Source organism: Kitasatospora sp. NPDC041917 (genome assembly GCF_055589745.1).
Genome location: NZ_JBVJBI010000058.1, coordinates 1 through 26,354, shown reverse-complemented (window position 1 = coordinate 26,354; position 26,354 = coordinate 1). Strand labels below are relative to the sequence as shown.

The following is a 26,354-nucleotide window of genomic DNA, read 5'->3' as shown; positions in this document are numbered from 1 at the left end:
AGCCCGACACGCCGGGGAACTCAGCAAGGTTGTGGCCAGTCGCCAGTGGGCAGGCCACACTCAGTACGGGAGCAGCGACGCAGGTGACGTCGGCAGGCACCACCCGGGAGGTAACCGTGCCCGAACTGCGGGTTGTGGCCGTCAGCAACGACGGCACACGGCTGGTGCTCAAGGCTGCCGACAGCACGGAGTACACCCTTCCCATCGATGAGCGGCTGCGTGCCGCCATCCGCGGGGACCGGCCGCGCCTCGGCCAGATCGAGATCGAGGTCGAGAGCCATCTGCGGCCCCGGGACATCCAGGCCCGGATACGAGCCGGTGCCTCCGCCGAGGAGGTCGCCCAGGCGGCCGGCATCTCCGTCGACCGCGTCCGCCGCTTCGAGGGCCCGGTGCTCGCCGAACGCGCCTTCATGGCCGAGCGCGCCCGCAAGACCGCGATCCGCCGCAACGGCGAGTCCCCCGGTCCGCAGCTCGGCGAGGCCGTCGCCGAGCGGCTCGCGCTGCGCGGCGCCGAGAAGGAGACCGAGCGCTGGGACTCCTGGCGGCGCGACGACGGCACCTGGGAGGTCATCCTCTCCTACCGGGCCGACGGCGAGGGCCGCAGCGCCTCCTGGACGTACGACCCGCCCCGGCGCCTGGTCCAGCCCAACGACGACGAGGCCCGCGCGCTGATCGGCGAGAACGTCGAGCGCGAGGAGGAGTCGGTCTTCCCGTTCATCCCGCGGATCGCCCGGCTCCCCCACGAGCGGCCGCCCCGCCCGATGATCGACCGGCCCTCGGCCGACCGCATCATGTCGGCCCGCGAGGTCCGCGAGTCGCGGGAGGCCACCGCCGAGGCCCGGGACTCCTTGACCAGCCTGCTCGACGTGGTCCCCGCCTTCCGCGGCGACCTCGCCGTCGGCGCCCCCGCCCCGATCGAACCGGTGCCCGCCGAGGTCGCCGAGGAGAGCGAGGAGGCCGCTGCGGCGGCCGCCCCGGCCGTCGGCGCGGGCTCGGCCTACGCCGACATCCTGATGCCGCGCGCCGTCGCCCCGCACCGTGAGCGCCTGGTCGGCACCACCGACCGGCAGGCCGAGGCGGACGGCGTCCGGCCCGGGCGCCGGGCCACCGTGCCCAGCTGGGACGAGATCGTCTTCGGCAGCCGGCGCAAGAAGCAGGAGTAGTAGCGCAGCAGCAGCACGGTGGTAGGGGGCGTCGGCCGGGCCGGCGCCCCCTGGGGCGTGTCCGACCATTCGCCGCGCACCCGGCGGGAATGGTCGGACACGCCCTAGCGCTGCGCACCCGTCGGGGGATCCCGCGCAGGGTGCGCGCCGGCTCAGCCCGGCTGCTCGGTGACCGCCACCGGACGCGACTCGTCGCTCGACCACTCGCTCCACGAGCCCGGGTACAGCACGGCCGGCAGACCCGCCACCTCCAGCGCCAGGATCTGGTGCGCCGCCGTCACGCCCGAACCGCAGTACACCGCGGTCTCCCGCTCCCCCGCACCCAGCGCCCGGAACCGGGCGGCCAGCTCGGCGGCCGGCCGGAACCGGCCGTCCGGGCCCACGTTCCCGGCCGTCGGCGCCGAGACCGCGCCCGGGATGTGCCCGGCCCGCGGGTCCACCGGCTCGCTCTCGCCCCGGTAGCGCTCCCCGGACCGGGCATCCAGCAGCAGGCCGCCGCGCGCCAGGGCCGCGGCGCCGTCCCCGTCCACCGTCGGCAGCTGCCCCGGCACCGGCTTGAAGTCGCCCTCCCCCGGCTCCGGCAGCTCGGTCGACACCGGCAGCCCGGCCCCCTGCCAGGCCGCGAACCCGCCGTCCAGCACCCGGACGTCCCGGTGCCCGGCCCAGCGCAGCAGCCACCAGGCCCGGGCCGCCGCCATCGAGGCCGCGCCGTCGTACACCACGACCGGGCGCAGCGCACTCACCCCGAAGCCGCGCATCGCCGCGCCGAACTCCTCCGGGTCCGGCAGCGGGTGGCGACCGCCCCGGCCGGGGGCGCCGGGCGGGGCGGCCAGGTCCCGGTCCAGCTCGACGAAGTGGGCGCCGGGCAGGTGACCGGCCCGGTACTCCTCGGCCGCGGTCGGGCCGCCCGGCGCGGCGCCGACCAGCTGGTAGCGCACGTCCAGCAGCACCGGCGGCAGCGCGGAGGCCAGCGCCTCCCGCAGCTCGGCCGCGGAGATCAGCGGGGAACCGTCGTTGTAGGTGGTGGTCATGGCGGCCATTGTCGCGCAGCGCGGCCCCGGCGGCGGGGCATCCGGCTCCTTGTCGCGGTCCGACCCGCGAAATCCGACGGAATCCGTCGGGACACGCCCGAACCGCCGCTCTTTGTGGGGTCTTTGCCGGATTTTCCGCGCGGCCCGAGGGTTGGGCGCCCGCCAGGGTGGAAGCATCACCCTCGCGCGCGTGGATTTCCGTGCGCCAACCACCCACGAGGAGGCCCGCATTGCCCGCGGTGGAACTCCGACTGGCCCAGGGCACGCCCTGCTGGGTCAGCCTGCTGACCGACGACCTGCCCGGCGCCCGCGCCTTCTACGGCGCCCTGCTCGGCTGGACGTACACGCCCGGGCCCGGGCAGCTCGGCGACTACGTCCGGGCCGAGCTCGACGGGGCGCCGGTGGCCGGCCTCGGCGTCTCCACCGCCACCGGCTTCCCGGTGCAGTGGACCACCTACTTCGCCGTGGACGACGCCGACCGCACCGCCCAGCTGGTCCGCGAGTGCAGCGGGACCGTCGCCGTCGGACCGCTCCAGGCCGAACGCGCCGGGCGGATGGCCATCGCCGCCGACGTCTCCGGTGCGGTCTTCGGCCTCTGGCAGGGCGAGGAGCACCTCGGCCGGGAGGCCGGCCGCGAACCGGGCGCCCCGGCCTGGGCCGAACTGCTCACCCCCGACGCCCAGGGCGCCGCCGCCTTCTACTCCACCGTGTTCGGCTGCCCGGTCCGCTCCGCCGCGGACGAGACCGCGCTGCTGGTGCGCGGGCGGCCGGTCGCCGGCATTCGGCACCGCGCCGAGTTGCGCGGCCACCCGCCGCGCTGGCGCACCCACTTCGTGGTCCGCGACGCCGGGCTGGCCGCCCGTCACGCCGTGGAGCTCGGCGGCCGGGTCCTGGTCGAACCGCACGACACCGCCCGCGGCCGCGCCGCCCGGCTCGCCGACCCGCAGGGCGGGCACTTCTCCGTGCTGGAAGTGATTCCGTAGCGGCCGCCACCGTCCGGGGGCGCCGGTGCCTGCGGGCCGCCGGCCCCCTCGGGCCTGCCGATCCCCTCAGGCCTGCTGCTCCTCGAAGGGCAGCACGTCCGGGGAGAGCACCGAGGCGCGCGCCGTCGCGGCGGTCAGCCGGCGGCGGTGGTGGCGGCGGCACAGCACCTCGTAGCCGACCTCGTCCCGGTCCACCGAGATGTCGCCGATCACCACCTGCGCGCCCTCGACCACCATCACCCCGCCGACCGTCCGGGCGTTGTGGGTGGCCCGGGCGCCGCACCAGCACAGCGCCTCGACCTGGAGCACCTCCACCCGGTCGGCCAGCTCGATCAGCCGCTGCGAGCCCGGGAACAGCCGGGTGCGGAAGTCGGTGGTGATGCCGAAGGTGTAGACGTCGATGTCCATCTCGTCCACCACCCGGGCCAGCTGGTCGACCTGTTCGGCCGCGAAGAACTGCGCCTCGTCGCAGATCAGGTAGTCCACCCGCCCGCCGGCCGAGATCCGCTGCACCACGTGCGCGTGGAAGTCGAAGTCGTCCGTCACCTCGACCGCGTCGGCGCGCAGGCCCAGCCGGCTGGAGATCGTCGCCGCGCCCGCCCGGTCGTTGCGGGTGAGGATCACGCCCTGCCGGCCGCGCGCGGTGTGGTTGTGGTCCATCTGCAGCGCCAGCGTCGACTTGCCGCAGTCCATCGTGCCCGAGAAGAACACCAGTTCAGCCATGGGTGGAGCAAAGGCCTTTCAAATCAAGGGAGTTCGGGCACAGATAAGTCAAGTGGGCGGCGCGGCCCGGCTAGCCGCGGACTTCGAGCAGCGGCACGAACTGCTCGACCGGGGTCATCGAACCGTGCAGACCGATCATCGCGGACTCGCCGGGCTCGTTGCGGGAGGCGACGATCGCGATGTCGTCGCGCGCCGCGGCCACCACGTCGCCGATCCGGGCGTACACCCGCTCGTCCACCGTCGGACCGAACCAGCCCGCCTCGATCGCCCGGTCCCGGGTGGCCACCCACATCCGGTCGCCCAGCACCTCGCTCCAGACCGCGTGCACATCGGCCGCCGCACCCGGCACCGCGTACACGTGCCGGGCCCGGCCCTCGCCGCCGAGCAGGGCGACGCCGGCGCCCAGCTCCCAGTCCTCGTCGAAGTCGATCCGGTCCTCCGGCGCGATGTCGATCATGCCGTGGTCGGCCGTCACGTACATCGCCGAGCGCGGCGGCAGCTGCGCGGCCAGCCGGCGGGCCAGCCGGTCCACCGCGTCCAGCGTCATCCGCCACTCGTCCGAGTCCACCCCGAAACGGTGGCCCGCACCGTCCAGCTCGCTGACGTAGGTGTACACCAGCGCCCGGTCGTGCTCGGCCAGCCAGGAGGCCGCCAGGTCCATCCGCTCCTCGCCCGTGGTGCGGCCGAGGAAGGTGCCGCCGGACAGCGCCACCCTGGTCAGCGGGGTCTGGGCGAACAGCGGGGACGAGACCTGTGCGGTCGCCACCCCGGCCTGGTGGGTGCGCTCGAAGACCGTCGGGTACGGCTGCCAGGCGTGCGGGTCGGTCGGCGGCTGCCAGCGCAGCTGGTTCATCAGGTAGCCGGCGCCCGGCACCGCCACCGTGTACCCGGCCAGGCCGTGCAGGCCCGGCGGCGTGCCGGTGCCGACCGAGGCCAGCGAGGTCGCCGTGGTCGACGGGAAGCCCGCGGTCAGCGGACGCCCGCTGCCGCCCAGCGAACTCCCGACGAGCGAGGACAGGAACGGCGCGTACTCGGGGTGGCGCAGCAGCAGCTCCCAGCCCAGGCCGTCCACCAGGAACACCACCACCCGGTCCGCCGGGGCAATCGGGAGCGTCGCGGTGAACCCGGGGACGCCAAGCCCCGCCGCCACCGAGGGCAGCAGGTCGCACAGCGAGCCGCTGCCGTACGGGGGCGCGGGGGCCGTGGCCGGGTCAAGGATCTCGAAGGCGTCGTAGCCGTCGGCAGGAACGAAGGACATGGAACCGGATTCGTAGCGGTGCGGTCGGTCGGATGCGGCGGAGCTCAGACCCGCGGGCTGGTGCTGATCGTCGCGTCGGACAGCGCCCGGGCGAACACCAGCGCCTGGGCCACCGTCTCCGGGCCGTCGCCGGCCTCGCTCACCCGCAGGGAGAGGTCGTCGGCCGTGGCCGAGCCGGTGTAGCCGTGGTCCGCCTCGCAGTTCGGGTCCGAGCAGCCGGCCGGCTCCAGGTCCAGGCGCTGCACCGCGCCCCAGCCGATCGTCAGCACCACCTCGCGCGGCAGGGTGCCCGGGGTGTACGTCTCGGGGTTCGCCACCATCCGGCTCAGCACGACCGAACCGATCCGGTCCAGCCGGACGCTCTCCGTCGACGTCGTCGCGAACGGCACTGCCGGGCTGCCCTCGGCCCCGGACTGCTCGTCGGTGTGGCTCACCACGAACCGGGTCGGGGTGAGCACCAGCACCGTCACGTGCCGGCGCACCTCGTTGGCGTCGAACGTCGTCTCCTGGTGCACCAGGTAGGAGCTGATCGGCTCCGGGCCCACCGCGGACTCGACCGCCTCGGACACCAGGGCCGGGTAGTAGCCGCTGCGCTCGATAGCCGAGCGCAGGTCCTGAGTGGTGGTGGTACCGGTCTTCGCCATATCTCCATCCTGGCATGGTCCGCCGACGAAGCGGGCGGCACGGCGCCGAGCTTCGGACAACAGCGCCCGGGCAGGGCGCAACCAAGGAAGGTTACAGCGTGCTCATCGCGCGCGGGCCCAGATCGCTGCGGACCGGCAGGGGTGCGACCCGTACCCGCGCCCCCAGGATCGCCAGTCCGTGCGGGGCCACGACCACCGGTTCGAGATCCACCGAGGCGATCTCCGGAACGTCGTCCACCAGCTGCGAGACCCGCAGCAGCAGCTCCTCCAGCGCGCCGGTGTCCACCGCCTCGGCGCCGCGCCAGCCGAACAGCAGCGGCGCCGCCCGGACCTCCCGGATCAGTCCGGCGACGTCCTGGTCGGTGGCCGGAACCAGCCGGTGCGCCGTGTCGCCCAGCAGTTCGGCCGGCGCACCGGCCAGGCCGAAGGAGAGGATCGCGCCGACCGCCGGGTCCACCGTGGCGGCCATCACGGTGTCCACGCCGCGCGGCGCCATCCGCTGGACCACCAGCTCGGCCTGCGCGGCGCCGCCGAGCAGCGCGTCCAGTTCGCGGTGGGCGCGGCGCAGGCCCGCCTCGTCGGTCAGGTCCAGCCGGACGCTGCCCAGGTCGGGGCGGTGGCGCAGGTGCGGGGCGGTCGCCTTGAGGGCCACCGGGTAGCCGAGCGTCCCCGCGGCCCGTACGGCCGTCTCCTCGTCCGGGGCCGGCCGCACCGGGGAGACGTCGATCCCGTAGCGGGCCAGCAGCTCCTGGGCCCCGGCCTCGGGCAGGGTGATCCGGGCGCCGCCGGGCTGGGTGCGCGCCGCGACCGCGGCCCGGGTGCTCAGCGCCGCCTCCACCAGCCGGCGGGCGCCGGGCTCGTCGATCCGGTCCAGCTCGGGGACGCGCGCCGTCTCCTCGGCCTCGGCCGTGCGGCGGCGCCACTGCGCGTAGTGCACGGCGTGGGTGAGGGCGTTCACGGCCCGCTCGGGCGCCGCGTAGGCGGGGATGCCGCCGGGGCGCAGCCGGGTCGGCAGGTCGGTCAGCGCCAGGTGGGTGAGCAGCAGCGGCTTGCCCAGCTCCCGGGCGCGCAGGGCCGCTTCGAGCAGGGCGGCGGCGATCTCCGGGTCGTCCGAGCCCATCGCCGGGTCGTCCTCGCCGGTCAGCCGGCCGCCCATGAAGGCGTGGGCGGAGGTGCCGATCGGCGGGATGGCGACGGCGATCACCGCGTCCACGGCCGGGTCGGCGAGCGCGACGTCCAGGGCGATCCGGAAGTTCTCGCCGGTCGCGGCGGTGGTGAGGTCGACGGGAGTGCACGGGCGCAGGCCGGCGCTCAGCAGGGCGTCGTAGGTGAGCAGGCCGAGCGAGTCGGAGTTGCCGACCACCGCGACCCGGTCCCCCGGCGGCAGCGGCTGCTGGGCCAGCAGCTCGCCGGTGTCGTACAGCTCGGTGATCGTCGCCACCCGGGTGACGCCCGCCTGTTCGAACAGCGCGTCCACGGTGGCGTCGCGCAGGCCGGTGGCGGTGGCGGGGACGGCGTGGCCGGGCGGCAGGCTGCCGGTGTGCCGGGCGCCCTTGACCACCACGACCGGCTTGACGGCGGCCAGCCGGCGGGCGATCCGGGTGAACTTGCGCGGGTTGCCGAAGGACTCCAGGTACAGCAGCACCACCTGGGTGGCGTCGTCCTCGGCCCAGTACTGGAGGAAGTCGTTCCCGGAGACGTCGGAGCGGTTGCCGACCGAGGCGAAGGAGGAGACGCCGAGACCGCGCTTGTGGGCGGCCTCCAGCAGGGCCACGCCGATCGCGCCGGACTGGCAGAAGATCCCGAAGCCGCCGCTACCGGGCAGGCGCGGGGCGAGCGAGGCGTTCAGCGGGTGCTGCGGGTCGGTGTTGATCAGGCCGAAGGCGTTCGGGCCGATCACCCGCATGCCGGCCGCGCGGGCCTGGCGGACCAGCGCGCGCTGGCGGTCCCGGCCTTCCGGGCCGGTCTCCGCGTAGCCGGCGGTGACCACCACCAGGCCCTGCACCCCGTGGGCGCCGCAGTCGGCGACGGCGGCCGGGACGGCGCCCTCGGGGACGGCGATCACGGCGAGGTCCACCGGTCCGGGAATGTCCAGAATCGAACGGTGGACCGGGACGCCGTCCAGCTCGGTGCCGGGCGCGGCGTTGCGGTTCACCGCGTACACCGCGCGGTCGGCCGGGGCGTCGTCCCCCAGCAGGTCGCGCAGGATGGCCCGGCCGACGGTCTGCGGGGTGCGGGAGACCCCGATCACCGCCACCGAACGCGGGGTGAGCAGCCGCTGCACGGAGCGCGCCTCGGCGCGGTGCTCGCGGGCGCGCATCACGGCGAGCGAGCGGTCGGTCTGTTCGAGGTCGAACTCCAGGTGCACCACACCGTCGGCGAAGCTGCGGTGCTGGGTGTAGCCGGCGTCGGTGAAGACCTTCACCATCTTCCGGTTCTCCGGCAGCACTTCGGCCTGGAAGCGGCGGATGCCGCGCTCCTGCGCGACCGCCGCGATGTGCTCCAGCAGGGCGGAGGCCACCCCGCGGCCCTGGTGGGCGTCCTGCACGAGGAAGGCCACCTCGGCGTCGGTGCCGGTGTCGCAGGGGCGGCCCTCGGCGTCGATCCGGTCGTACCGGACGGTGGCGATGAAGCGGTCCCGGACCACCACCGCGAGGCCCACCCGGTTCACGAAGTCGTGGTGGGTGAAGCGGCGGACGTCCTTGTCGGAGAGCCGCGGATAGGGGGCGAAGAAGCGGAAGTACTTGGACTGGTCCGACACCTGCTCGTAGAACTCCACGAGCCGGCCGGCGTCGGCGGGGGTGATCGGCCGGATCCGGGCCGTGCCACCGTCACGCAGCAGGATGTCCGCTTCCCAGTGCTGCGGATAGTCGGGTTGCGCGGGGTTCGCCACCGCGGGGTCTTCCACATTCGTCAGGTTATCCGGCGGCGGGCCGAATGGCGCCGGGCACGTGCTCGCGGCAGGGTGGACAGCGCCATCGACCGGGCTTTATGCCCCGAAAAGAAACAATCACAACTCCTGAACGCGGCGGTTTCCAGGGGCCGCCTGCGTGCAACACTGGTCTAGACAACATGGCCGCTTCCCCCGCTCCCCCTGAGCACGGCCGTGACCAGCTTCACCGGAAAGGCACGTCTCATGGCTGAGCGCCGCGTCACCATCGGTTGGGCCGAGGGCCTGCACGCCCGTCCCGCCTCCGTCTTCGTCCGGGCCGTCACGGCCACCGGCGTGCCGATCACCATCGCCAAGCCCGGCGGCAACCCGGTCAACGCCGCCTCCATGCTCGGCCTCCTCGGCCTGGGCGCCCAGGGCGGCGACGAGGTCATCCTCGCCTCCGACGCCGAGAACGCCGACGACGCCCTCGACCGCCTCGCCAAGCTCGTCTCCGAAGGCCTCGACGAGCTCCCGGCCGCGGCCTGAGCCTCGCAGCACACACCCGATCGGGGTGCCGCCACACCGTGGCGGCACCCCGATCGGCTTTCGGTCAGCCCTTGACGCAGACGACCTGCTTGAGGTGCGCGACCACCTCGACGAGGTCCTTCTGCTGCTCGATGACCTTCTCGATGTTCTTGTAGGCGCCCGGGATCTCGTCCACCACGCCGCCGTCCTTGCGGCACTCCACGCCCTTGGTCTGCTCGACCAGGTCCTGGGCGGTGAACCGCTTCTTCGCCGCGGTGCGGCTCATCTTGCGGCCGGCGCCGTGCGAGGCGGAGTTGAACGACGACGCGTTGCCCAGACCGCGGACGATGTAGGAACCCGTCCCCATCGAGCCGGGGATGATCCCGAGGTCGCCGGAGCCGGCCCGGATCGCGCCCTTGCGGGTCACCAGCACGTCGACGCCGTCGTACCGCTCCTCCGCCACGTAGTTGTGGTGGCAGCTGATGACCTCGTCGAAGGTGACCTCCGCCTTGGTGAACTCGCGCCGGACGACACCCTGGAAGAGCGCCATCATCAGCGCGCGGTTGTTCTTGGCGTACTCCTGCGCCCAGAACAGGTCCTGGCGGTAGGCGGCCATCTCCGGGGTCTTCGCCAGGAAGACGGCCAGGTCCCGGTCGATCAGGCCCTGGTTGTGCGGCAGCGCGCGGGCGACGCCCATGTGGTGCTCGGCCAGCTCCTTGCCGATGTTGCGCGATCCGGAGTGCAGCATCAGCCAGACCGCACCGGTCGTGTCAACACACAGTTCTATGAAGTGATTACCTCCGCCGAGCGTCGCCATCTGCTGCATCGCCCGCTCGCGGCGCCACTTGACGTCCTCCGCGATGCCGTCGAAGCGCTGCCAGAAGTCGTCCCAGCCCGCCGCGCGGAAGTCGTTCAGCTTGGACGGGTCGACCGGGTCGGTGTGCAGGCCTCGGCCGACCGGGATAGCCCGCTCGATCTCGCGGCGCAGGACGGAGAGGTCGTCCGGGAGGTCCTCGGCGGTGAGCGAGGTCTTCACCGCGCTCATCCCGCAGCCGATGTCGACGCCGACCGCCGCCGGGCAGACCGCGTCCTTCATGGCGATGACGGAGCCGACCGTCGCGCCCTTGCCCAGGTGGACGTCGGGCATCACGGCGAGGCCGTGCAGCCACGGCAGGGAGCTGATGTTGCGCAGCTGCTGGAGGGCCTGGCCCTCGACGGTGGCCGGGTCGGTCCACATCCGGATCGGAACGCGGACGCCGGGTACCTCGGTGTACGACATGGGTGAACGACCTCCAGGGGTCGGGTGGTTCAGGAAACGTGGTGCCGCGCGAGGAATCCCGGTGCGGCTCGGGGAAGTTCAGGGGGTGGGGCTCAGGCGCCCGGGGCGACGGTGCAGGGGGAATACGGCCTCGGGGAGCGTCGTATGGCTTGCTCGACCCGCATGGTGACCGCCTCCCTTCCTTCGTCGCGGTGCGCGGTCCGCAGTCGCGGTGCGCGGTTCGCACGTGCTGTGCGCCGGGGAACATCTATCCACGGAACGGGTGCGGCCCGCAATGGATTTAAAAACGCGTCCGGCCCGGCGGAGCGGGTGCTCCACCGGGCCGGACGGAACGGCGAGAGGCGTCAGCTGACGACGGTGACCTCGCCGATGCCGAGCGCCCGCACGTCGTCGGCGATCACGGCGGCGTCGCCGACCAGGACGGTGACCAGCCGGTCCGGCGGGAAGGCCGCGACGACCGCCTCGGTGGCGGCGGCGGTGCGCAGCTCGGCGAGCTGCCGGTACACCTCGGCCTGGTAGTCGTCCGGCAGGTACTGCTCGACCTGGTCGGCCAGCGTGCCGGCGACCGAGCCCGCGGTCTCGTACTTCAGCGGGGCGACGCCGACCAGGAACTGCACGGCCTCGTCACGCTCGGCGTCGGTGAGGCCCTCGGCGGCGAGGGTGCGCAGGATGGTCCAGGTGTCGGCCAGCGCGGGGGCGGTGGAGGCGGTGTCCACCGAGCCGCTGATGGCGAGCATCGCGCGCCCGCTGCCGTCGGCGGCCGAGCGCAGCGGCTGGGCGAAGGCGCGCACGCCGTAGGTGTAGCCCTTCTCCTCGCGCAGGACGCGGTCGAGGCGGGAGGTGAGGGTGCCGCCGAGGCAGTAGGTGCCGAGGGTCTGGGCGGCCCAGACCGGGTCGTGGCGGTCGGGCCCGATCCGGCCGATGAGCAGCTGGGTCTGGACGGAGCCGGGGCGGTCCACGATGACGACGCGGCCGCGGTCGTCGCCGGTGACCGGGGCGTGGACGGACGGCTCGGCGGCCGTCCCGGTCCAGGTGCCGAGGGTGCTCTCCAGCAGCGCCGGCAGGTCCACCCCGGTGAGGTCGCCGACCACCACGACGGTGCCGGTCGCGGGGCGCACGTGGGCGTCGTAGAAGGCCTTGACGGCGGCGCGGTCGATCGACTTGACGGTGTCGGCGGTGCCGGCGCGGGGCCGGGAGAGCCGGTCGGCGGCGTCGAAGAGCTCGGCGTACAGGGCCTTGGCGGCGCGCCGGGCGGGGTTGGCCTGCTCGTGGACGATCTCGTCCAGGCGGTTGGCGACCAGCCGCTCGATCTCCGCCTCGGGCAGCGCGGGGGCGCGCAGGGCGTCGGCCAGCAGGGACAGGCCGCGCTGGAGCCGGGAGGCGGGGACCTCCAGGGAGATCCGGATGCACGGGTGGTCGGCGTGCGCGTCCAGGGTGGCGCCGGCGCGCTCCAGCTCGGCGGCGAACTCCTCGGCGCTGAGGCTGTCGGTGCCCTCGCTGAAGGCGCGGGCGAGGATCCCGGCGATGCCGTCGAGGCCCTCGGGCTCGGCCGCGAGCGGGACGTCGAGCAGGACCTCGACGGCGACCAGCTGCTGGCCGGGCCGGTGGCAGTGCAGGACGGTGATGCCGTTGCCGAGGGCGGCCCGCTCGGGGGCGGGGAAGTCCCAGGGGCTGGGCGTGCCCGGCCGGGGCTGCGGGTGGAAGGTCATGGCGGGGACGTAGTCGGTGCTCATACGGCGGCACCCTCCTCTTCGGAAGCGGCGTCGGAGTCGGCGTCGGTCTCGGCGGCGGCGGTCGGCTCGTAGGCGAGGACGGCCCGGTTGTCGGGGTGGAGCCGGGCCTTGGCGACGGCCTGGACCTCTTCGGCGGTGACGTCGAGGACCTTGGGGAGGGCGTCGTTGAGCAGCTTGGGGTCGCCGAACAGGACGGCGTAGCGGCACAGTTCGTCGGCCCGGCCGGCGACGGTGGTGAGCCGGTCGAGCCACTCGCGCTCGATCTGGGCCTGGGCGCGTTCGAGTTCCTCGGCGGTGGGGCCCTCGGCGGCGAAGCGGGCGAGCTCCTCGTCGACGGCGGTGCCGATCCGCTCGACGGTGGCGTCGCCGGAGGTCTTGACGTCGAGCCAGCCGAGGCTGGGGGCGCCGGCCAGCCGCAGCAGGCCGAAGCCGGCGGCGACGGCGGTGCGGTCGCGGCGGACCAGCCGGTTGTAGAGACGGCTGGACTCGCCGCTGCCGAGGATGGTGAGGGCGAGGTCGGCGGCGTCGGCCTCGCGGGTGCCGTCGTGCGGGAGGCGGTAGGCGGCCATCAGGGCGCGCGAGGGGACGTCCTCGTGGATCTCCTCGCGGATCTCCCGCCCGATGGTCTCGGGGAGTTCGCCCGAGCGCGGCGGCTGCTTGCCGTCGTGCGCGGGGATGGAGCCGAAGTACTTCTCGACCCAGGCGACGGTCTGCTCGGGGTCGATGTCGCCCACGATGGACAGGACGGCGTTGTTGGGCGCGTAGTACGTCCGGAAGAACGTGCGGGCGTCCTCCAGGGTGGCCGCGTCGAGGTCGGCCATGGAGCCGATCGGCGTGTGGTGGTACGGGTGGCCGTCGGGGAACGAGAGCGCGGTGAGCTTCTCGAAGGCGGTGCCGTACGGGACGTTGTCGTAGCGCTGGCGGCGCTCGTTCTTGACGACGTCGCGCTGGTTCTCCATGGACGTCTCGTCGAGCGCGGCGAGCAGCGAGCCCATCCGGTCGGCCTCCAGCCAGAGGGCGAGCTCCAGCTGGTGGGCGGGCATGGTCTCGAAGTAGTTGGTGCGCTCGAAGCTGGTGGTGCCGTTGAGCGAGCCGCCGGCGCCCTGGACGAGCTCGAAGTGCCCGTTGTTGGAGACGTTGGCCGAGCCCTGGAACATCAGGTGCTCGAAGAGATGGGCGAGGCCGGTGCGGCCCCTGACCTCGTGGCGGGAGCCCACGTCGTACCAGAGGCAGACGGCGGCGACCGGGGTCAGGTGGTCCTCGGAGAGGACGACGCGCAGGCCGTTGGCCAGGCGGTGCTCGGTGATGGCGATGCCTCGGCTGGAGGCGGGGGCCGGGTTGGCCATGCGCTCGGGTCCTTCCCGTCGTCGATGTCGGGGTTCGTGTGGCGTCCCCCATTGTGGTGCAACGTGCGGGAGCCGTGTTCGTGTCCGCGCGGACGGGGCCGTTCGCCAGGGGCGGAAGAGGGCCGCTGACCGGGAGTGTCGGCGCGAGGGTCCACAATGGGGGCGCCGCGCCCTGTCGGCGGCACCCGGTTGACGGGTCCGGCGGCGGGACGGTGCGGAGACGGCCGACGACCGCCCCCGGGCGTTCGGCGACCGACCGACGACCTACCGAGACACAGCCAGCGACACGTAAGGGAGCCCCGCCGCGATGGCCCGCCGCAGTTCGCAGACCCCGCCGCCCGGAGACTTCGAGGAGCGGATCCTCGACGTCGACGTCGTGGACGAGATGCAGGGCTCCTTCCTGGAGTACGCCTACTCGGTGATCTACTCGCGTGCGCTGCCCGACGCACGGGACGGCCTGAAGCCGGTGCACCGCCGGATCCTGTACCAGGCCAACGAGATGGGCCTGCGCCCCGAGCGCGCGCACGTGAAGTGCGCGCGCGTGGTGGGCGAGGTGATGGGCCGGCTGCACCCGCACGGTGACGCGTCCATCTACGACTCCGTGGTGCGCATGGCGCAGCCGTTCTCGATGCGGCTGCCGCTGATCGACGGCCACGGCAACTTCGGTTCGCTGGGCAACGACGACCCGCCGGCCGCGATGCGCTACACCGAGTCGCGGCTGACGGCCGCCTCGATGGCGATGGTGGAGTCGATCCACGAGGACACCGTCGACTTCGGCCCGAACTACGACGGCAGCGAGCAGGAGCCGCTGGCGCTGCCGGCCGCGTTCCCGAACCTGCTGGTGAACGGAGCGACGGGCATCGCGGTCGGCATGGCGACGAACATGCCGCCGCACAACCTCTCCGAGGTGGTGGCCGCGGCCCGGCACCTGATCAAGCACCCGAACGCCGACCTGGACACGCTGATGCGGTTCGTGCCCGGTCCGGACCTGCCGACGGGCGGGCGGATCGTGGGCCTGTCGGGCATCCGGGACGCGTACGAGTCGGGCCGCGGCACGTTCAAGATCCGGGCGACGACGACGGTGGAGGCGGTGACGGCCCGCCGCAAGGGCATCGTGGTCACCGAGCTGCCGTACAACGTCGGCCCGGAGAAGGTCATCTCGAAGATCAAGGACCTGGTCAACGCGAAGAAGCTCCAGGGCATCGCGGACGTCAAGGACCTGACCGACCGCGAGCACGGGCTGCGGCTGGTCATCGAGGTGAAGAACGGCTTCGTGCCGGAGGCGCTGCTGGAGCAGCTGTACAAGCTGACGCCGATGGAGGAGACCTTCGGCATCAACAACGTGGCGCTGGTCGACGGCCAGCCGCTGACGCTGGGGCTGAAGGAACTGCTGGAGGTCTACGTCGACCACCGCTTCACCGTGGTGCGCCGGCGCAGCGACTTCCGCCGCCGCAAGCGCGAGGAGCGGCTGCACCTGGTCGAGGGCCTGCTGGTGGCCCTGGTCGACATCGACGAGGTCATCGCGATCATCCGGTCGAGTGACAACGCCCAGCAGGCGAAGGAGCGCCTGATGGAGCGCTTCTCGCTGTCGGAGACGCAGACCGCGTACATCCTGGACACCCCGCTGCGCCGGCTGACCCGCTTCGACCGGGTGGAGCTGGAGCAGGAGAAGGCGAAGCTGACCTCCGAGATCGCGGACCTGACCGAGATCCTGGAGTCGGACACCAAGCTGCGCAGCGTGGTGTCGTCCGAACTGGGCGCGGTGTCGAAGCAGTTCGGCACCGAGCGGCGCACGGTGCTGCTGGAGGCGGGGGCGGTGCCCTCGGCGGCGCTGGCGGTGCCGCTGGAGGTCGCGGACGACCCGTGCCGGGTGCTGCTGTCGTCGACGGGCCTGCTGGCGCGGACGGCGGACGGCGAGCCGTTCGAGGTGTCGGAGAAGCGGGCGAAGCACGATGTGATCGTCTCGGCGGTGCACGCGACGGCACGGGCGGACGTGGGTGTGGTGACGTCCGCGGGCCGGGTGCTGAGGATGCCGGTGATCGACCTTCCGGCACTGCCGCCGACACCGTCGCCGACGCTGGCGGGCGGGGCCGCGGTGGGCGAGTTCCTGCGGCTGGAGGACGGGGAGCGGGCGCTGGCGCTGACCACCCTCGACGAGTCCTCGCCGGGGCTGGCGCTGGGCACGCTGCAGGGCGTGGTGAAGCGGGTGGTGCCGGAGTGGCCGGCGAACAAGGACGAGTTCGAGGTGATCGCCCTCAAGGAGGGTGACGAGCTGGTGGGCGCGGTCGAACTGCGCACCGGCGAGGAGGACCTGGTCTTCATCGCCTCGGACGCCCAACTGCTGCGCTACCCGGCGGGCCAGGTGCGTCCGCAGGGCCGCCCGGCGGGCGGCATGGCGGGCATCAAGCTGTCGGACGGCGCGCGGGTGCTGTCCTTCACGGCGGTGGACCCGGCGGCGGACGCGGTGGTGGTCTCGGTGGCCACGGCCACGGGCACGCTCTCCGACGGCGAGCAGACGAGCTGGAAGGTCACCCCGTTCGAGCAGTACCCGCGCAAGGGCCGCGCCACCGGCGGCGTGCGCTGCCAGCGCTTCCTGCGCGGCGAGGAGGCCCTGACCTTCGCCTGGGCCGGCGCCGCCCCGGCCCGGGCCGCCACCGCCAAGGGCGCCCCGGTCGACCTGCCCGAGCGCGACCCGCGCCGCGACGGCTCCGGCACCCCGGTCACCACCCCGATCGCGGTGGTCGCCGGCCCGGCGTAACGGCACCCGTACGAGCGGAGGGGCACCGGAGATCATCCGGTGCCCCTCCGCTTTTTCGTGCCCGTCCGACCGGGAATGCGGAAGGGCGATCTCCAATTCCCGGGCATGGACCGAACTTTGCCCACCCATGGGTTAGGTTCACCGAACAGGTGCTCCATATCGCACCACATGCTTTGGGGGGACGAGGAGTTGGCCGAAGAGTTCAAGATCGACATGGGCCGGATGAGAACGGTGTCCAAACAGCTCGACGAGTGCGGCAACCGCATGGGGGCGGTCGCCAAGAGCCTCGAAAACCTCGGAAAGGGCAAGCAGTTGGGCACCGAGCGGCTCGACTCGGCCTGCAAGGGCTTCGAGGACCACTGGCACGGCGGCATCGGCCGGATGGCCAAGCTCGCCCACGGCCTGCGCGAGGGCCTGGACGCCTCGCTCAAGAACTACGGGGACAACGAGCAGGGCACCGCCAAGGGCCTCGGCGCGACCTGAGCCAACACCCAGGGGACTGACTTCCACCATGAGTGACAAGAACTGGCCGGGCCTCGGCTTCTGCCCGGCCCCGGGGGACCTCCCGGCCATCGCCAAGATGTACGCGGACGTCGACGCCGTCGCCCGCGAACTGGAGGAACTGCGCCACGCGCTCGCCGACCTCGGCTCCGAGGGCAGCGCCTGGCAGGGCGAGGCGGCCCGCAACTTCGCCGGCAAGCTGGGCGAACTGCCCAAGTACCTCACCCAGGGCCACGAATCGATGGCCGCCTGCTCACGGGCCCTCAAGACCTGGCACACCCAGCTCACCGGGCTGCTCTCCACCGGCCGGACCATGGAGGCCCAAGCCGTCGAACTGCGCTCCCGACTGGGCGACATGAACGTCCAGTGCGACACCGCGGGAAAGGCCCTCGACGCCTCCGCGCAGTCCACCGACGCGGCCGCCCAGACGAAGGCCAAGGCCGACTTCGAGGCCAAACTCCAAGCCCAGCAGCAGCTCGCGCACCAGCTCGACGAGGTGATCGCGAACGGCCACAAGCAGCTGGCTGACCACAAGAACAAGGCCGAGGCGGCCGCCAAGGCGATCATGGAGGCGTCCCGCCACCACCCGCCGGACCCGAGCTTCCTCAAGCGGATGCTGGACAAGGTGGAGCACGCCTGGCAGAAGTCGCTGGACTTCCTGGCCGAGCACGCCGACGACCTGTCCAAGATTTCGGCAGGGTTGGCGATCGCGGCCCTGGTGATCCCCGGAGCCGGCCCGATCCTGGGTGCGGCGGCCATGCTGACCAGTGCGGCCGCGATGGCCGGGCACGGCATCGCCAAGTCCCGCGGCCAGGACGTCTCCTGGCTGAAGATCGGAATGGACGGGCTCGGGGTGATCCCCGGTGTCGGTGCCATCAAGGGCTTCGCCACCGCCGGAAAGTCGATCACGAAAGTTCAGGGTGTTGGCGTCGTCAACAAGGTGATCCGGGCCCCGATCAAGAACATCAGGACGTCGGTGGCCGCTGAGGGAGCCGGCGCTGCCGAGCGCACCTCGGCCGCCGGCGCAGGCCTGTTCGAGAAGACCGTGAACCCGATATCGACCAAGGCCATCGTCGGCGGGCTCAAGAAGGCAGGCGTCGAAGTGGATCCCCGCGCGGTCACCATCACGAACAAGGCGAACGGACTTGCCTACGGCTTCTACCAGGACGAGAAGAAGGAGAAGGCCCGGGAGTCCTACGTCGAGGCCCCGGGACCGCTTCCGAAGCCCGCGTACCGACCGGCGTCCGCGCCGTTCCTGAACGCCGTCGGCTGAGAGAGGAGCAGCTCATGGTCAAGGACCTCCATGTGACGCTGCCGGTTTCGGGCGGACAGCTCGCCGCCGTGCCCGAGGTGGCCGAGGCGGCGCGGCGGGCCGAAACGCTCTACGGGGTCACCCTGTTGAACGACGACGTGGCCCGCAACGTGGTGATCAAGCACCTGCGGAAGCGGGATCAGCAGGACTGGCACGACGAAGCCGCGGGTCTCCTCGTCCTCGGTGGAATCGTGGTCTCCTTGGTCACTGGCAACTGGACAGCGGCGATCCTGGGGATTCCGGCCGGAATCGCGGTCTGGCTGCGGGGCACGGGCCGCAGCTCCAGCAAGCAGACCGCCTCCGTGCACTTCACCGCGTACATCGGGCTGCTGAACCAGGCCCGGCGCGCGGGGCTGACGGTCCGGATTCCCGCCGAGTGGGGAGCCGATGCCGATCGGGCCGCATGGGAGGAAGGTGCCCGGGCCGCTCCGCAGCCGCAGCCACCAGCCGCCCCGACCCCACACCCCACCGGTCCGGTCCCGTACACCTCCCCGGTTCCCCCGCCCGGCGTCGCTGCGCAGCCCGGCTCGTGGTGGCCGGCCGGCGCCGTGATCGACCCCAGGTTCCCGGTGCTCCCGCCGGCCGCGCTCGCACAGCACTGGACACTGGCCGCCCGGGCCCGTGAACTCGGCGCCCCGTACGGTGTCGACTTCCTGGACGAACAGGCGGTCCGGGGGCTGCTCACCGCGCAGAAACGCACCGTCCGCCGGAGATCGATGTGGAGCAAGATCTTCGCCCTGGTCCTCGTCGTGGCCGTGATGGTCGGTGTTCTCGGCTCGGACTTCACCTACTCCGAGCAGCGCCGGCAGTCCATCCTCGTCATCGGCGGCCTGGTGGCCACCTGTGTGCTCACAGCTCTCCCCGCACTGAAGACGCACTGGACCTGGCACCGCTCCGGCCTGCGCGACCGGGCCAACGCCTACCTCGGCCTGCTCGTCGAGGCCCGCGCGTACGGCGTCCCGGTCCCCGTCCCGCCGTCCTGGCTGGACGTCCGCAACCGGATCCGCAAGCCCTCATGACCTCCGTGGAAGGCCCGATGTCCGACATTCCGACAGCCACCGAGGACACCCGGCTCCAGATCCGCTTCGTCGTCCCGCCCGCCTTCCACGAGGTCCCGGTACTGGGCACCGACGACGAGGTGGCCGAGGAGCTCTGGGAGCTGGTCTGCGAGGTGCTGGCCTCCCATCCCGAGGAGATGCGGGTGCGCTGGGCCGTGGCACTGGCCGAGCTGATCCCGCCGATGGCCGAGGCCGGGGTGATCCACGCCGGGATGTGCCTGGTGGACGTGGACGGCCGCCCCAGCACGGCGTCGATCGTGGCCTCGGTGTGCCCGCTGGTCGGCACCGAATACCCGGGCGCGGTGGACTTCCTGCTCACCCGCCTGGCCCTGTCCCGTCCGGAGGCGGAGGTGACGGCGATCGAGCTGCCGGCCGGGCGGGCGGTGGCGGTGATCGACGCCGTGGCGACCCCGGTCGACGACGGGTCGACCCCGCTGGACGGCCTGGCGGTCCCGCTCGTCGACGGGACGCTGACCACCTCGGTGATCCAGGTGCACCTGCCGCTGCCGAACGAGTCCCAGCTGCTCTCGCTGGAGTTGAGCACCCCGTGCCCCGAGGACTGGGTGCTCTACTCGGAGCTGTTCGCCGATGTCGTCCGCAGCATCCACCTGGAGTTCGCCGACCTCCCGACCGTCTCCGAGCCGCTGTACGACACGGTGGACGAGGAGGTGGCGCAGCGGGTGAGGGCCGCGTTCGGGTGATCCGGGTGAAGGTGATCAGGTGAGGGTAGCCTTGCCGGGGTGAGCACCTGTGCGACCGTGTCGCGTGAACTTTCGGAGCCGCTGGCAGCGACGGCGGCGGTGGCGACCACCTGGCTGCTGGTGGAGCAGAACGGACCGTGGGGCGCGAAGGCGCTGGGTGAGAGCCACCTGGACGCGGCGGTCGGGCGGGCGCTGGAGGCGGCCGCGGCGGGGACGGGCGTGCGGGTGGCCCTGATCCGGCGGCCCGGGCGGCACGCCGACTGCCTGCCGACCGCACGCCACGAGGTGCTCGTGGCGCACACGGTGCCCGGCCGCGGCTGGGTACGCCGGGCGGGGGTGGCGGATCCGGCGGAGCTGCTGGAGCTGGACTTCGCGGCGCTGGGCGCCGGTGACCACACCGGCTTCGGAACGGAGCACGTCGGCGGCCCGGTGGCCCTGGTGTGCACCAACGGGCGGCGGGACCGCTGCTGCGCGCTGCTGGGCCGTCCGCTCGCGGCGGAGCTGGCGGCGGCCGGGCACAGCGAGGTGTGGGAGGTGACCCACCTGGGCGGGCACCGCTTCTCCCCCACGATGCTGGTGCTGCCGTACGGCTACGCGTACGGGCGGCTGACGCCGGAGACGGCCAAGGAGGTGCTGGCGGCGACGGCGGCCGGGCACGTGGTGCCGGAGTGGTCGCGGGGCTGCTCGGGTTGGGAGCGTCCGGGCCAGGCGGCCGAGCACGCGGTGCGGCTGGCCACCGGCGAGACCGGGGTGGACGTGCTGACGCTCACCCAGCGGCCGGACGGCGGGGGCCGCTGGCTGGTGACGGTGCTGCACCGGGACGGGCGGTCCTGGGAGGTGGACGTGATCGAGGCGGCCAGCGAGCCGGCGCGCCCGGAGAGCTGCGGCAAGGCGGCGGGGACGCCCTCGCGGATGGACGTGCTGTCCGTACGGGGGGTCTGAAACGCGGCGGCCCCGCGCCCGTGGGGGTGAGCGCGGGACCGCTGCGGCGGAGCGTCAGCCGGCCGCCTTGGCGACGAACTCCGTGGTGTACGTCTTCGCCAGGTCGATCGTCCCCTCCTTGCCCTTGACGTCCGGGTGGAACGCGGCGAGCACCGAGAGCACCGTCTTCGGCCCGTCGGCCGGCATCACGCCGTCCGTGGTGAACATCGGCAGCGTCGCCTTGATCGCCGCCGCGTACTGCTCGGCGCCGCCCTGCGCGTAGTCGGCGGGCATCTTCGCGGCGATCTCCTCGGGGGTGTGGCCGGACATCCACTTGAGGGTCTTCACGAAGGCGTTGGCGAGCTTCTGGGTGGTGTCCTTGTTCTTCTCCACCCAGTCGGTGTTCATGTACAGCGACGAGGACGGGTACAGCCCGCCGAGGGCCTCGCGCGAGCCCTCGGGGGTGCGCATGTCGTACAGGACCTTGCCGAGGCCCTTGTCCAGGATGTTCGCGACGGTCGGGTCGGTGGTCATCCCGGCGTCGATGCTGCCCTGCTGGAGCGCGGCGATGAAGGTCTGGCCGGCGCCGACCGCGATCGGGCTGAACTCGCTGACGGCGGTGCCGTTCTTGACCGCGAGGTACTTGGTGAGGAAGTCGGTCGAGGAGCCGATGCTGGTGACGCCGAGCTTCTTCCCCTTGAAGTCGGCGCCGGACCTGATGGCGTCGGCCTGCTTGGTGGAGACCACCTCGACCTCGCCGGGCGCTTGGGCGAACTGCACGACGGACTCGACCTTCTTGCCCTTGGCCTGGAGGTCGATGGTGTGGTCGTAGAAGCCGACGGCGCCCTGGACGTCCCCGGCGAGCAGCGCGGTGGTGGCGTTGACGCCGGCCGGCTCGGTCATCAGCTCAACGTTGACGCCGGCGTCGGCGAAGTAGCCGAGCCGCTGGGTGAGCATCGCGGGCAGGTAGATGACCTTGTCCAGGCCACCGACCATGATCTTGACCTTGGGTCCGTCGACCTGCTGCCCGGCGGGGGCTGCGACGGCGCCGTGGCCGGCGGTGGCGGCGTCGTTGGCACAGGCGGAGAGCGGGAGGAGCAGGGCGGCGGCGAGGGCGGCGGCGACTGGTCTGCGCATGGGTGGGGGTGCCTCTCTCTTCTGACGACGGGGGGAGTTCAGCGGCCGTCGCCCGCGTCGGCGGGCTTCCAGCGGAACAGCTTCTTCTCGGCGAACGTCAGCAGTCCCTCGGTGAGCAGCGCGACGACGGCGAGGATGGTCATGGCCGCGTAGACGCCGGCCGCGTTGAAGGTGCCCTGGGCGGCCGCGACGAGCAGGCCGAGGCCCTTGGTGGCACCGATGTACTCGCCGACGATGGCGCCGATCAGCGCGAAGCCGAAGCTGACGTGCAGGCTGGTGAAGATCCAGGTGGTGGCGGCGGGGATGACCACCTGGAGGGTGACCCTGCGGTTGTCGGCGCCCAGGATGCGGGCGTTGGCGACGAGGTTGCGGTCCACCTCGCGGGCGCCCTGGAAGGCGTTGAAGAACACCGGGAAGAACACCAGCACCACCGCGGAGGCGACCTTGGAGGCCGGGCCCAGGCCGAACCAGATCAGGAAGATCGGCGCGAGCACGATCCGCGGGATGGCGTTGAGCACCTTGATGTACGGCCCGAGCACGTCGGCCAGGAAGCGGACCCGGCCGAGCGCGATGCCCAGCAGCACACCGCCGATGACGCCGATCACCCAGCCGGTGAGGGCCTCGTAGAGGGTGTAGCCGATCTGCTCGCCGAGCGAGCCCTGCGCGGTGCCGTGGGTGGTCCACTGCCAGATCTGGTCCCAGATCCTCGACGGCTGGGAGAAGTTGAACGGGTCGATGACGTCCGTCCGGGCGCAGACCTCCCACAGTCCGAGGAAGGCGACCAGCACCGCGACCCGGGCGCCGAAGACGCCCAGCCTCCGGTTGCGGGCGGCCCGTTCACGGGCCTCGGTCCTCGTCGTGACGGCCGGGGGCTTCCCGGCGGCGGCCGGCGCGGACGCCGGCGCCGCCCCGGACCCGGGCACGGACTCCGCCCCGGGCTCGGACGCGGACTCGGATGCGGTCTCAAGCGGCACGACCCGCTCCTCTCTCCCGGGTGATGCGCACCTCTTCGCCGAGCGAGGCCCAGATCTCGCGGTACAGCTCGACGAACCTCGGTTCCAGTCGGACGGCCTCCACGCTGCGCGGGCGCGGCAGGTCGACGGTGAAGATCTCCTTGACGGTGGCCGGTCCTGCCGTCATGACGACGACCCGGTCGGCGAGCGCGATGGCCTCGTCCAGGTCGTGGGTGACGAAGACGACCGACGCCGCGTCCCTGGAGGAACCGGTCCCCGCCCACAGCTCCAGCAGCTGGTCCGACATCAGCGCCCGGGTCTGCACGTCCAGTGCCGAGAACGGCTCGTCCATCAGCAGGATCGCCGGGTCGTTGACGAAGGTCTGGGCGAGCGCGACGCGTTTGCGCATGCCGCCGGACAACTGGTGCGGGTAGCGGTCCTCGAAGGCGGCCAGGCCGACCCGGCCGAGCCAGTCCCGGGCCCGCTCCCGGGCCTCAGCAGCGGGCACGCCGCGGAAGCGCGGGCCAGCCATCACGTTGGACAGGACGGTGCGCCAGGGGAAGACGGCGTCCTGCTGGAAGACGAACCCGACCTTGGGGTCGATCCCGCGCACGGGCTCGCCGTACACCCGGACCTCGCCCTCGGTGGGCTCCTCCAAGCCGCTGACCAGCGTCAGCGTGGTGGACTTGCCGCAGCCGGTGGGGCCGACGACGGCGACGAACTCGCCTTGGGCGACGGTCAGATCGAGATCGCGGACGGCGGTGTGCAGCGCCCCGGAAGGGGTGCGGAACCGTTTGGTCGCGCCGGTCAGCTCGATCGCCGGGGTCTTGCTCATGTCGATCCTCCCGGGTCTGTTGCCTGCCCCGGAAAGGTAGGAGCGGGCCCGGCCCCGGCGGGAGCCTTCTTCGCGTAGTGCGACTTCTCCGCATAGAGGGGTGTTCTGCTCGTTTTGCTTCCGCTACAACTGCGGGGACGCGGCTGACAGAAACACCCCGGAAACATAGGGTGTCCCGACCCCACCCATCGGCGCCCCGACCGCCCCCGAGGACGCCCGATCCCCCGCAGCCGCCGAGAGGAGGTCCGGATGAAGCTCCCCCGCGGACCCCGCCGGGTCTTCGCCCAGCTGCTGCTGAGCCAGACCGTCGTCACCGTCGGTGTCACCGCCGTGACCGCCGGGCTGTTCCTGGCCCCGGTCAGCAGCGAGCTGGACCACGACGCGATGCAGCGGGCGCTGTCGATCGCCCAGGCCACCGCCACCGACGAGAACATCGCCCGGGCCGCCGCCGGCCGCGACGTGGTGGCCGCCCAGCGCAACGCCGAGCAGATCCGGCTGGCCACCGGCGCCAGTTTCGTGGTGGTCACCGACCTGGACGGCATCCGGCTCTCGCACACCGACCCGGGCCGGATCGGCCAGCGGGTCAGCACCGATCCGGAGCCGGCCCTCAGCGGCCGCAGCGTCACCGCCATCCAGCAGGGCACCCTGGGCCGCACCGCCCGCGGCAAGGTGCCGCTGCGGATGGCGGACGGCCGGATCGTCGGCGAGGTCTCGGTCGGCATCAGCGACGACTCGATCCGCCGCCGGCTGCTGACGATGCTCACCGGCATCCTGCTGTGCGCGGGCGCCGGCCTGGCCGCCGGCACGCTCGCCACCCTCCTCCTGGCCCGCCGGCTCAAGCGCCGCACCCACAACATCGCCCTGGCCGACATCTCGGCGCTGCTGGTGGAGCGGGAGGCGATGCTGCACGGAATCCGCGAGGGCATGGTGGCGCTGGACGAACGCGGCCGGATCCGGCTGGCCAACGACGAGGCCCTGCGGCTGCTCGGCCTGCCCGAGGACTGCACCGGCCGGCCGATCGGCGCGGTGCTGCCACCGGGCCGGCTGGCGGACGTGCTCTCCGGGCGGATCGCCGGCGCCGACCTGCCGGCCGTCCGGGACGACCGGGTGCTCGTGGTGAACCGCACGACCACGCCCGAGGGCGGCGCGGTGGTCACCCTGCGGGACCGCACCGAGCTGGAGTCGCTGGTCCGCGAGCTGGACACCACCCGCAGCCTGACCGAGGCGCTGCGGGCCCAGGACCACGAGCACGCCAACCGGATGCACACCCTGCTGGGCCTGCTGGAACTGGGCCGCCACGAGCAGGCGGTGGCGTTCATCTCGGAGCAGTCCGGCTCGCACGCCGTGGTCGCCGCACGGATCGCCGAGCAGGTGCAGGACCCGCACGTGGCGGCACTGCTGGCGGGCAAGACCTCGGTGGCGGGCGAGCGCGGGGTGCTGCTGGCGCTGGCCGCGGCGGCGCACCTGCCGGACGCGGTGGTGGACGCCCGGGCACTGGTGACGGTGCTCGGCAACCTGATCGACAACGCGGTGGACGCCCTGGCCGCGGGCGGCGGGGGCCGGGTGGAGGTCAGCCTGGCGGCGGCCGGAGCGACCCTGCTGCTGCAGGTCGCGGACAGCGGCCCGGGCGTGCCGGAGGAGCTGCGCGAACAGGTCTTCGAAGAGGGGTGGACCAGCAAGGACGCGCCCGCGCACCGTCCGCGCGGGCTGGGGCTGGCGATGGTGCGGCGGCTGGTCGAGCGGACCGGCGGCCGGATCGTGCTCGACACCGGGCCGCTCGGCGGCGCCCGGTTCACCGTCGAGCTGCCCGAGGCCCTGCTCACCGGTCGGCTCGTGGAGGCATGATGATCGACGTACTCGTGGTGGACGACGACTTCCGGGTCGCGGACGTGCACGCCGCCTACGTGGCCAAGGTCCCGGGCTTCCGGGTGACCGGCACCGCGCACTCGGCCGGGGAGGCGCTGGCCGCCCTGGAGCGCCGCCCGGTGGACCTGCTGCTGCTCGACCACCATCTGCCCGACGAGACCGGCCTGGCCCTGGTGCGCCGGCTGCGGGAACGCCAGGTCGCCTGCGACGTGATGATGGTGACGGCCGCCCGGGACGTGTCGACGGTGCACGCCGCGATGCAGCACGGCGCACTCCAGTACCTGGTCAAGCCGTTCACCTTCGCCGGGCTGCGGGAGAAGCTGGTGGCGTACGCGCAGCTGCGCCACGCGCTCGCCGCGCCGGCCCGGGAGGCCGGCCAGGACGAGGTGGACCGGCTGTTCGCGACCCTGCGCAGCGCCGCCGCCCCGGCCGGAACGCTCCCCAAGGGCCACTCGGCGCCCACCACGGACCTGGTGATGGGGGTGTTGCGCCGGGCCGGCCGGCCGCTGTCCGCCCAGGAGGTCGCCGACGCCACCGGGCTGAGCCGCTCCACCGCGCAGCGCTACCTCAAGCAGTTGGAGCGGGACAGCCGGCTGCGGCTGACCCTGCGGTACGGCGACACCGGCCGGCCGGAACACCGCTACGGGCTGGCGGCCCGCGCCTAGTGAGCTGGTCCGGAGATTCTTGAGCAGTAGCGGCAGATTCGGTCGATGATCTGGTCGGCGGTCTTGGTCCACTTGAATGGGTGGGCGCTG

The 26,354-nt window shown here is 72.9% G+C and carries 22 protein-coding genes; 11 read left to right on the top strand and 11 right to left on the bottom strand.

The window, feature by feature from the left end:
- Positions 1-83: 83 nt before the first annotated feature.
- Positions 84-1,163, top strand: a complete 1,080-nt coding sequence (gene sepH / locus ACZ6EM_RS37170; protein ID WP_359913245.1) for a septation protein SepH — start codon at positions 84-86, stop codon at positions 1,161-1,163.
- Between the two features lie 152 nt (positions 1,164-1,315).
- Here the strand turns inward: sepH and ACZ6EM_RS37165 are convergent, their stop codons facing one another.
- Positions 1,316-2,194: a sulfurtransferase gene (locus ACZ6EM_RS37165; RefSeq protein ID WP_465774351.1), complete on the bottom strand. Its 879-nt coding sequence runs from the start codon at positions 2,192-2,194 to the stop codon at positions 1,316-1,318.
- 239 nt (positions 2,195-2,433) lie between these two features.
- Between ACZ6EM_RS37165 and ACZ6EM_RS37160 the strand changes: the two genes are divergently transcribed.
- On the top strand, positions 2,434-3,177 hold the full coding sequence (locus ACZ6EM_RS37160; RefSeq protein ID WP_401051475.1) for a VOC family protein: 744 nt from the start codon (positions 2,434-2,436) through the stop codon (positions 3,175-3,177).
- Positions 3,178-3,243: 66 nt separating this feature from the next.
- Here ACZ6EM_RS37160 and ACZ6EM_RS37155 read toward each other — a convergent pair whose 3' ends face one another.
- From ACZ6EM_RS37155 to ACZ6EM_RS37140, 4 genes are all read right to left on the bottom strand, one after another.
- On the bottom strand, positions 3,244-3,900 hold the full coding sequence (locus ACZ6EM_RS37155; protein ID WP_380551291.1) for a thymidine kinase: 657 nt from the start codon (positions 3,898-3,900) through the stop codon (positions 3,244-3,246).
- A 70-nt stretch (positions 3,901-3,970) separates the two neighbouring features.
- A complete protein-coding gene (locus ACZ6EM_RS37150) occupies positions 3,971-5,158 on the bottom strand; it encodes an alkaline phosphatase family protein (RefSeq protein ID WP_359913253.1) in 1,188 nt (395 codons plus the stop codon).
- A gap of 44 nt (positions 5,159-5,202) precedes the next feature.
- Complete coding sequence (locus ACZ6EM_RS37145; RefSeq protein ID WP_359913254.1) at positions 5,203-5,802, bottom strand: DUF5998 family protein; 600 nt, start codon at positions 5,800-5,802, stop codon at positions 5,203-5,205.
- A 91-nt stretch (positions 5,803-5,893) separates the two neighbouring features.
- The gene (locus ACZ6EM_RS37140) at positions 5,894-8,710 is read right to left on the bottom strand and encodes a bifunctional acetate--CoA ligase family protein/GNAT family N-acetyltransferase (RefSeq protein ID WP_465774350.1); all 2,817 of its coding nucleotides are present in this window, start codon (positions 8,708-8,710) and stop codon (positions 5,894-5,896) included.
- Positions 8,711-8,938: 228 nt separating this feature from the next.
- Here ACZ6EM_RS37140 and ACZ6EM_RS37135 point away from each other — a divergent pair, with 228 nt between their 5' ends.
- Positions 8,939-9,220: an HPr family phosphocarrier protein gene (locus tag ACZ6EM_RS37135; protein WP_049653316.1), complete on the top strand. Its 282-nt coding sequence runs from the start codon at positions 8,939-8,941 to the stop codon at positions 9,218-9,220.
- 64 nt (positions 9,221-9,284) lie between these two features.
- Here the strand turns inward: ACZ6EM_RS37135 and ACZ6EM_RS37130 are convergent, their stop codons facing one another.
- The 3 genes from ACZ6EM_RS37130 to ACZ6EM_RS37120 all read right to left on the bottom strand — a co-directional run bounded on the left by ACZ6EM_RS37130 (position 9,285) and on the right by ACZ6EM_RS37120 (position 13,557).
- A complete protein-coding gene (locus tag ACZ6EM_RS37130) occupies positions 9,285-10,478 on the bottom strand; it encodes an RtcB family protein (protein WP_465774349.1) in 1,194 nt (397 codons plus the stop codon).
- A gap of 344 nt (positions 10,479-10,822) precedes the next feature.
- Positions 10,823-12,187 carry a M16 family metallopeptidase gene (locus ACZ6EM_RS37125; protein WP_359912630.1) on the bottom strand — a complete coding sequence of 455 codons (1,365 nt, stop codon included), beginning with the start codon at positions 12,185-12,187 and terminating at the stop codon, positions 10,823-10,825.
- A gap of 20 nt (positions 12,188-12,207) precedes the next feature.
- Positions 12,208-13,557 (bottom strand): M16 family metallopeptidase, encoded by a 1,350-nt coding sequence (locus ACZ6EM_RS37120; RefSeq protein ID WP_452177385.1) that lies wholly within the window; start codon positions 13,555-13,557, stop codon positions 12,208-12,210.
- 307 nt (positions 13,558-13,864) lie between these two features.
- Between ACZ6EM_RS37120 and ACZ6EM_RS37115 the strand changes: the two genes are divergently transcribed.
- From ACZ6EM_RS37115 to ACZ6EM_RS37090, 6 genes are all read left to right on the top strand, one after another.
- A complete protein-coding gene (locus ACZ6EM_RS37115) occupies positions 13,865-16,315 on the top strand; it encodes a DNA gyrase/topoisomerase IV subunit A (protein WP_401044894.1) in 2,451 nt (816 codons plus the stop codon).
- A 168-nt stretch (positions 16,316-16,483) separates the two neighbouring features.
- Positions 16,484-16,798, top strand: coding sequence for a hypothetical protein (locus tag ACZ6EM_RS37110; RefSeq protein ID WP_401055049.1), 315 nt, complete (start codon positions 16,484-16,486; stop codon positions 16,796-16,798).
- 28 nt (positions 16,799-16,826) lie between these two features.
- Positions 16,827-18,089 (top strand): WXG100 family type VII secretion target, encoded by a 1,263-nt coding sequence (locus ACZ6EM_RS37105; protein ID WP_401055048.1) that lies wholly within the window; start codon positions 16,827-16,829, stop codon positions 18,087-18,089.
- 14 nt (positions 18,090-18,103) lie between these two features.
- On the top strand, positions 18,104-19,147 hold the full coding sequence (locus tag ACZ6EM_RS37100) for a hypothetical protein (RefSeq protein ID WP_465774348.1): 1,044 nt from the start codon (positions 18,104-18,106) through the stop codon (positions 19,145-19,147).
- Positions 19,148-19,164: 17 nt separating this feature from the next.
- Entirely contained in the window at positions 19,165-19,887 is a 723-nt protein-coding gene (locus tag ACZ6EM_RS37095; RefSeq protein ID WP_401051390.1) for a hypothetical protein, read from the top strand.
- A 39-nt stretch (positions 19,888-19,926) separates the two neighbouring features.
- Entirely contained in the window at positions 19,927-20,829 is a 903-nt protein-coding gene (locus ACZ6EM_RS37090; protein ID WP_359912592.1) for a sucrase ferredoxin, read from the top strand.
- Positions 20,830-20,883: 54 nt separating this feature from the next.
- Here ACZ6EM_RS37090 and ACZ6EM_RS37085 read toward each other — a convergent pair whose 3' ends face one another.
- The 3 genes from ACZ6EM_RS37085 to ACZ6EM_RS37075 are packed head-to-tail and all read right to left on the bottom strand — an operon-like array spanning position 20,884 to position 23,733.
- Entirely contained in the window at positions 20,884-21,945 is a 1,062-nt protein-coding gene (locus ACZ6EM_RS37085) for an ABC transporter substrate-binding protein (RefSeq protein ID WP_359912595.1), read from the bottom strand.
- Between the two features lie 38 nt (positions 21,946-21,983).
- Positions 21,984-22,868: an ABC transporter permease gene (locus ACZ6EM_RS37080; protein ID WP_380540235.1), complete on the bottom strand. Its 885-nt coding sequence runs from the start codon at positions 22,866-22,868 to the stop codon at positions 21,984-21,986.
- 40 nt (positions 22,869-22,908) lie between these two features.
- Complete coding sequence (locus ACZ6EM_RS37075; RefSeq protein ID WP_359912598.1) at positions 22,909-23,733, bottom strand: ABC transporter ATP-binding protein; 825 nt, start codon at positions 23,731-23,733, stop codon at positions 22,909-22,911.
- A 249-nt stretch (positions 23,734-23,982) separates the two neighbouring features.
- On the opposite strand from ACZ6EM_RS37075, the gene ACZ6EM_RS37070 reads away from it, so the two are divergent.
- Both ACZ6EM_RS37070 and ACZ6EM_RS37065 read left to right on the top strand, forming a co-directional pair.
- Entirely contained in the window at positions 23,983-25,578 is a 1,596-nt protein-coding gene (locus ACZ6EM_RS37070) for a sensor histidine kinase (protein WP_401055438.1), read from the top strand.
- On the top strand, positions 25,578-26,264 hold the full coding sequence (locus ACZ6EM_RS37065) for a response regulator (RefSeq protein WP_359912604.1): 687 nt from the start codon (positions 25,578-25,580) through the stop codon (positions 26,262-26,264). Before ACZ6EM_RS37070 ends, ACZ6EM_RS37065 begins: the two co-directional genes overlap by 1 nt.
- Positions 26,265-26,354 lie beyond the last annotated feature (90 nt).

Bases quoted from the DNA above. Each gene is read 5' to 3' on its own strand.
- ACZ6EM_RS37095 (WP_401051390.1), top strand. From the start codon at position 19,165: ATGTCCGACATTCCGACAGCCACCGAGGACACCCGGCTCCAGATCCGC.
- ACZ6EM_RS37085 (WP_359912595.1), bottom strand. From the start codon at position 21,945: ATGCGCAGACCAGTCGCCGCCGCCCTCGCCGCCGCCCTGCTCCTCCCG.
- ACZ6EM_RS37165 (WP_465774351.1), bottom strand. From the start codon at position 2,194: ATGACCACCACCTACAACGACGGTTCCCCGCTGATCTCCGCGGCCGAG.
- ACZ6EM_RS37115 (WP_401044894.1), top strand. From the start codon at position 13,865: ATGGCCCGCCGCAGTTCGCAGACCCCGCCGCCCGGAGACTTCGAGGAG.
- ACZ6EM_RS37135 (WP_049653316.1), top strand. From the start codon at position 8,939: ATGGCTGAGCGCCGCGTCACCATCGGTTGGGCCGAGGGCCTGCACGCC.
- ACZ6EM_RS37105 (WP_401055048.1), top strand. From the start codon at position 16,827: ATGAGTGACAAGAACTGGCCGGGCCTCGGCTTCTGCCCGGCCCCGGGG.
- ACZ6EM_RS37110 (WP_401055049.1), top strand. From the start codon at position 16,484: ATGCTTTGGGGGGACGAGGAGTTGGCCGAAGAGTTCAAGATCGACATG.
- ACZ6EM_RS37075 (WP_359912598.1), bottom strand. From the start codon at position 23,733: ATGAGCAAGACCCCGGCGATCGAGCTGACCGGCGCGACCAAACGGTTC.
- ACZ6EM_RS37155 (WP_380551291.1), bottom strand. From the start codon at position 3,900: ATGGCTGAACTGGTGTTCTTCTCGGGCACGATGGACTGCGGCAAGTCG.
- ACZ6EM_RS37070 (WP_401055438.1), top strand. From the start codon at position 23,983: ATGAAGCTCCCCCGCGGACCCCGCCGGGTCTTCGCCCAGCTGCTGCTG.
- ACZ6EM_RS37120 (WP_452177385.1), bottom strand. From the start codon at position 13,557: ATGGCCAACCCGGCCCCCGCCTCCAGCCGAGGCATCGCCATCACCGAG.
- ACZ6EM_RS37100 (WP_465774348.1), top strand. From the start codon at position 18,104: ATGGTCAAGGACCTCCATGTGACGCTGCCGGTTTCGGGCGGACAGCTC.
- ACZ6EM_RS37130 (WP_465774349.1), bottom strand. From the start codon at position 10,478: ATGTCGTACACCGAGGTACCCGGCGTCCGCGTTCCGATCCGGATGTGG.
- ACZ6EM_RS37145 (WP_359913254.1), bottom strand. From the start codon at position 5,802: ATGGCGAAGACCGGTACCACCACCACTCAGGACCTGCGCTCGGCTATC.
- ACZ6EM_RS37065 (WP_359912604.1), top strand. From the start codon at position 25,578: ATGATCGACGTACTCGTGGTGGACGACGACTTCCGGGTCGCGGACGTG.
- ACZ6EM_RS37125 (WP_359912630.1), bottom strand. From the start codon at position 12,187: ATGACCTTCCACCCGCAGCCCCGGCCGGGCACGCCCAGCCCCTGGGAC.
- ACZ6EM_RS37150 (WP_359913253.1), bottom strand. From the start codon at position 5,158: ATGTCCTTCGTTCCTGCCGACGGCTACGACGCCTTCGAGATCCTTGAC.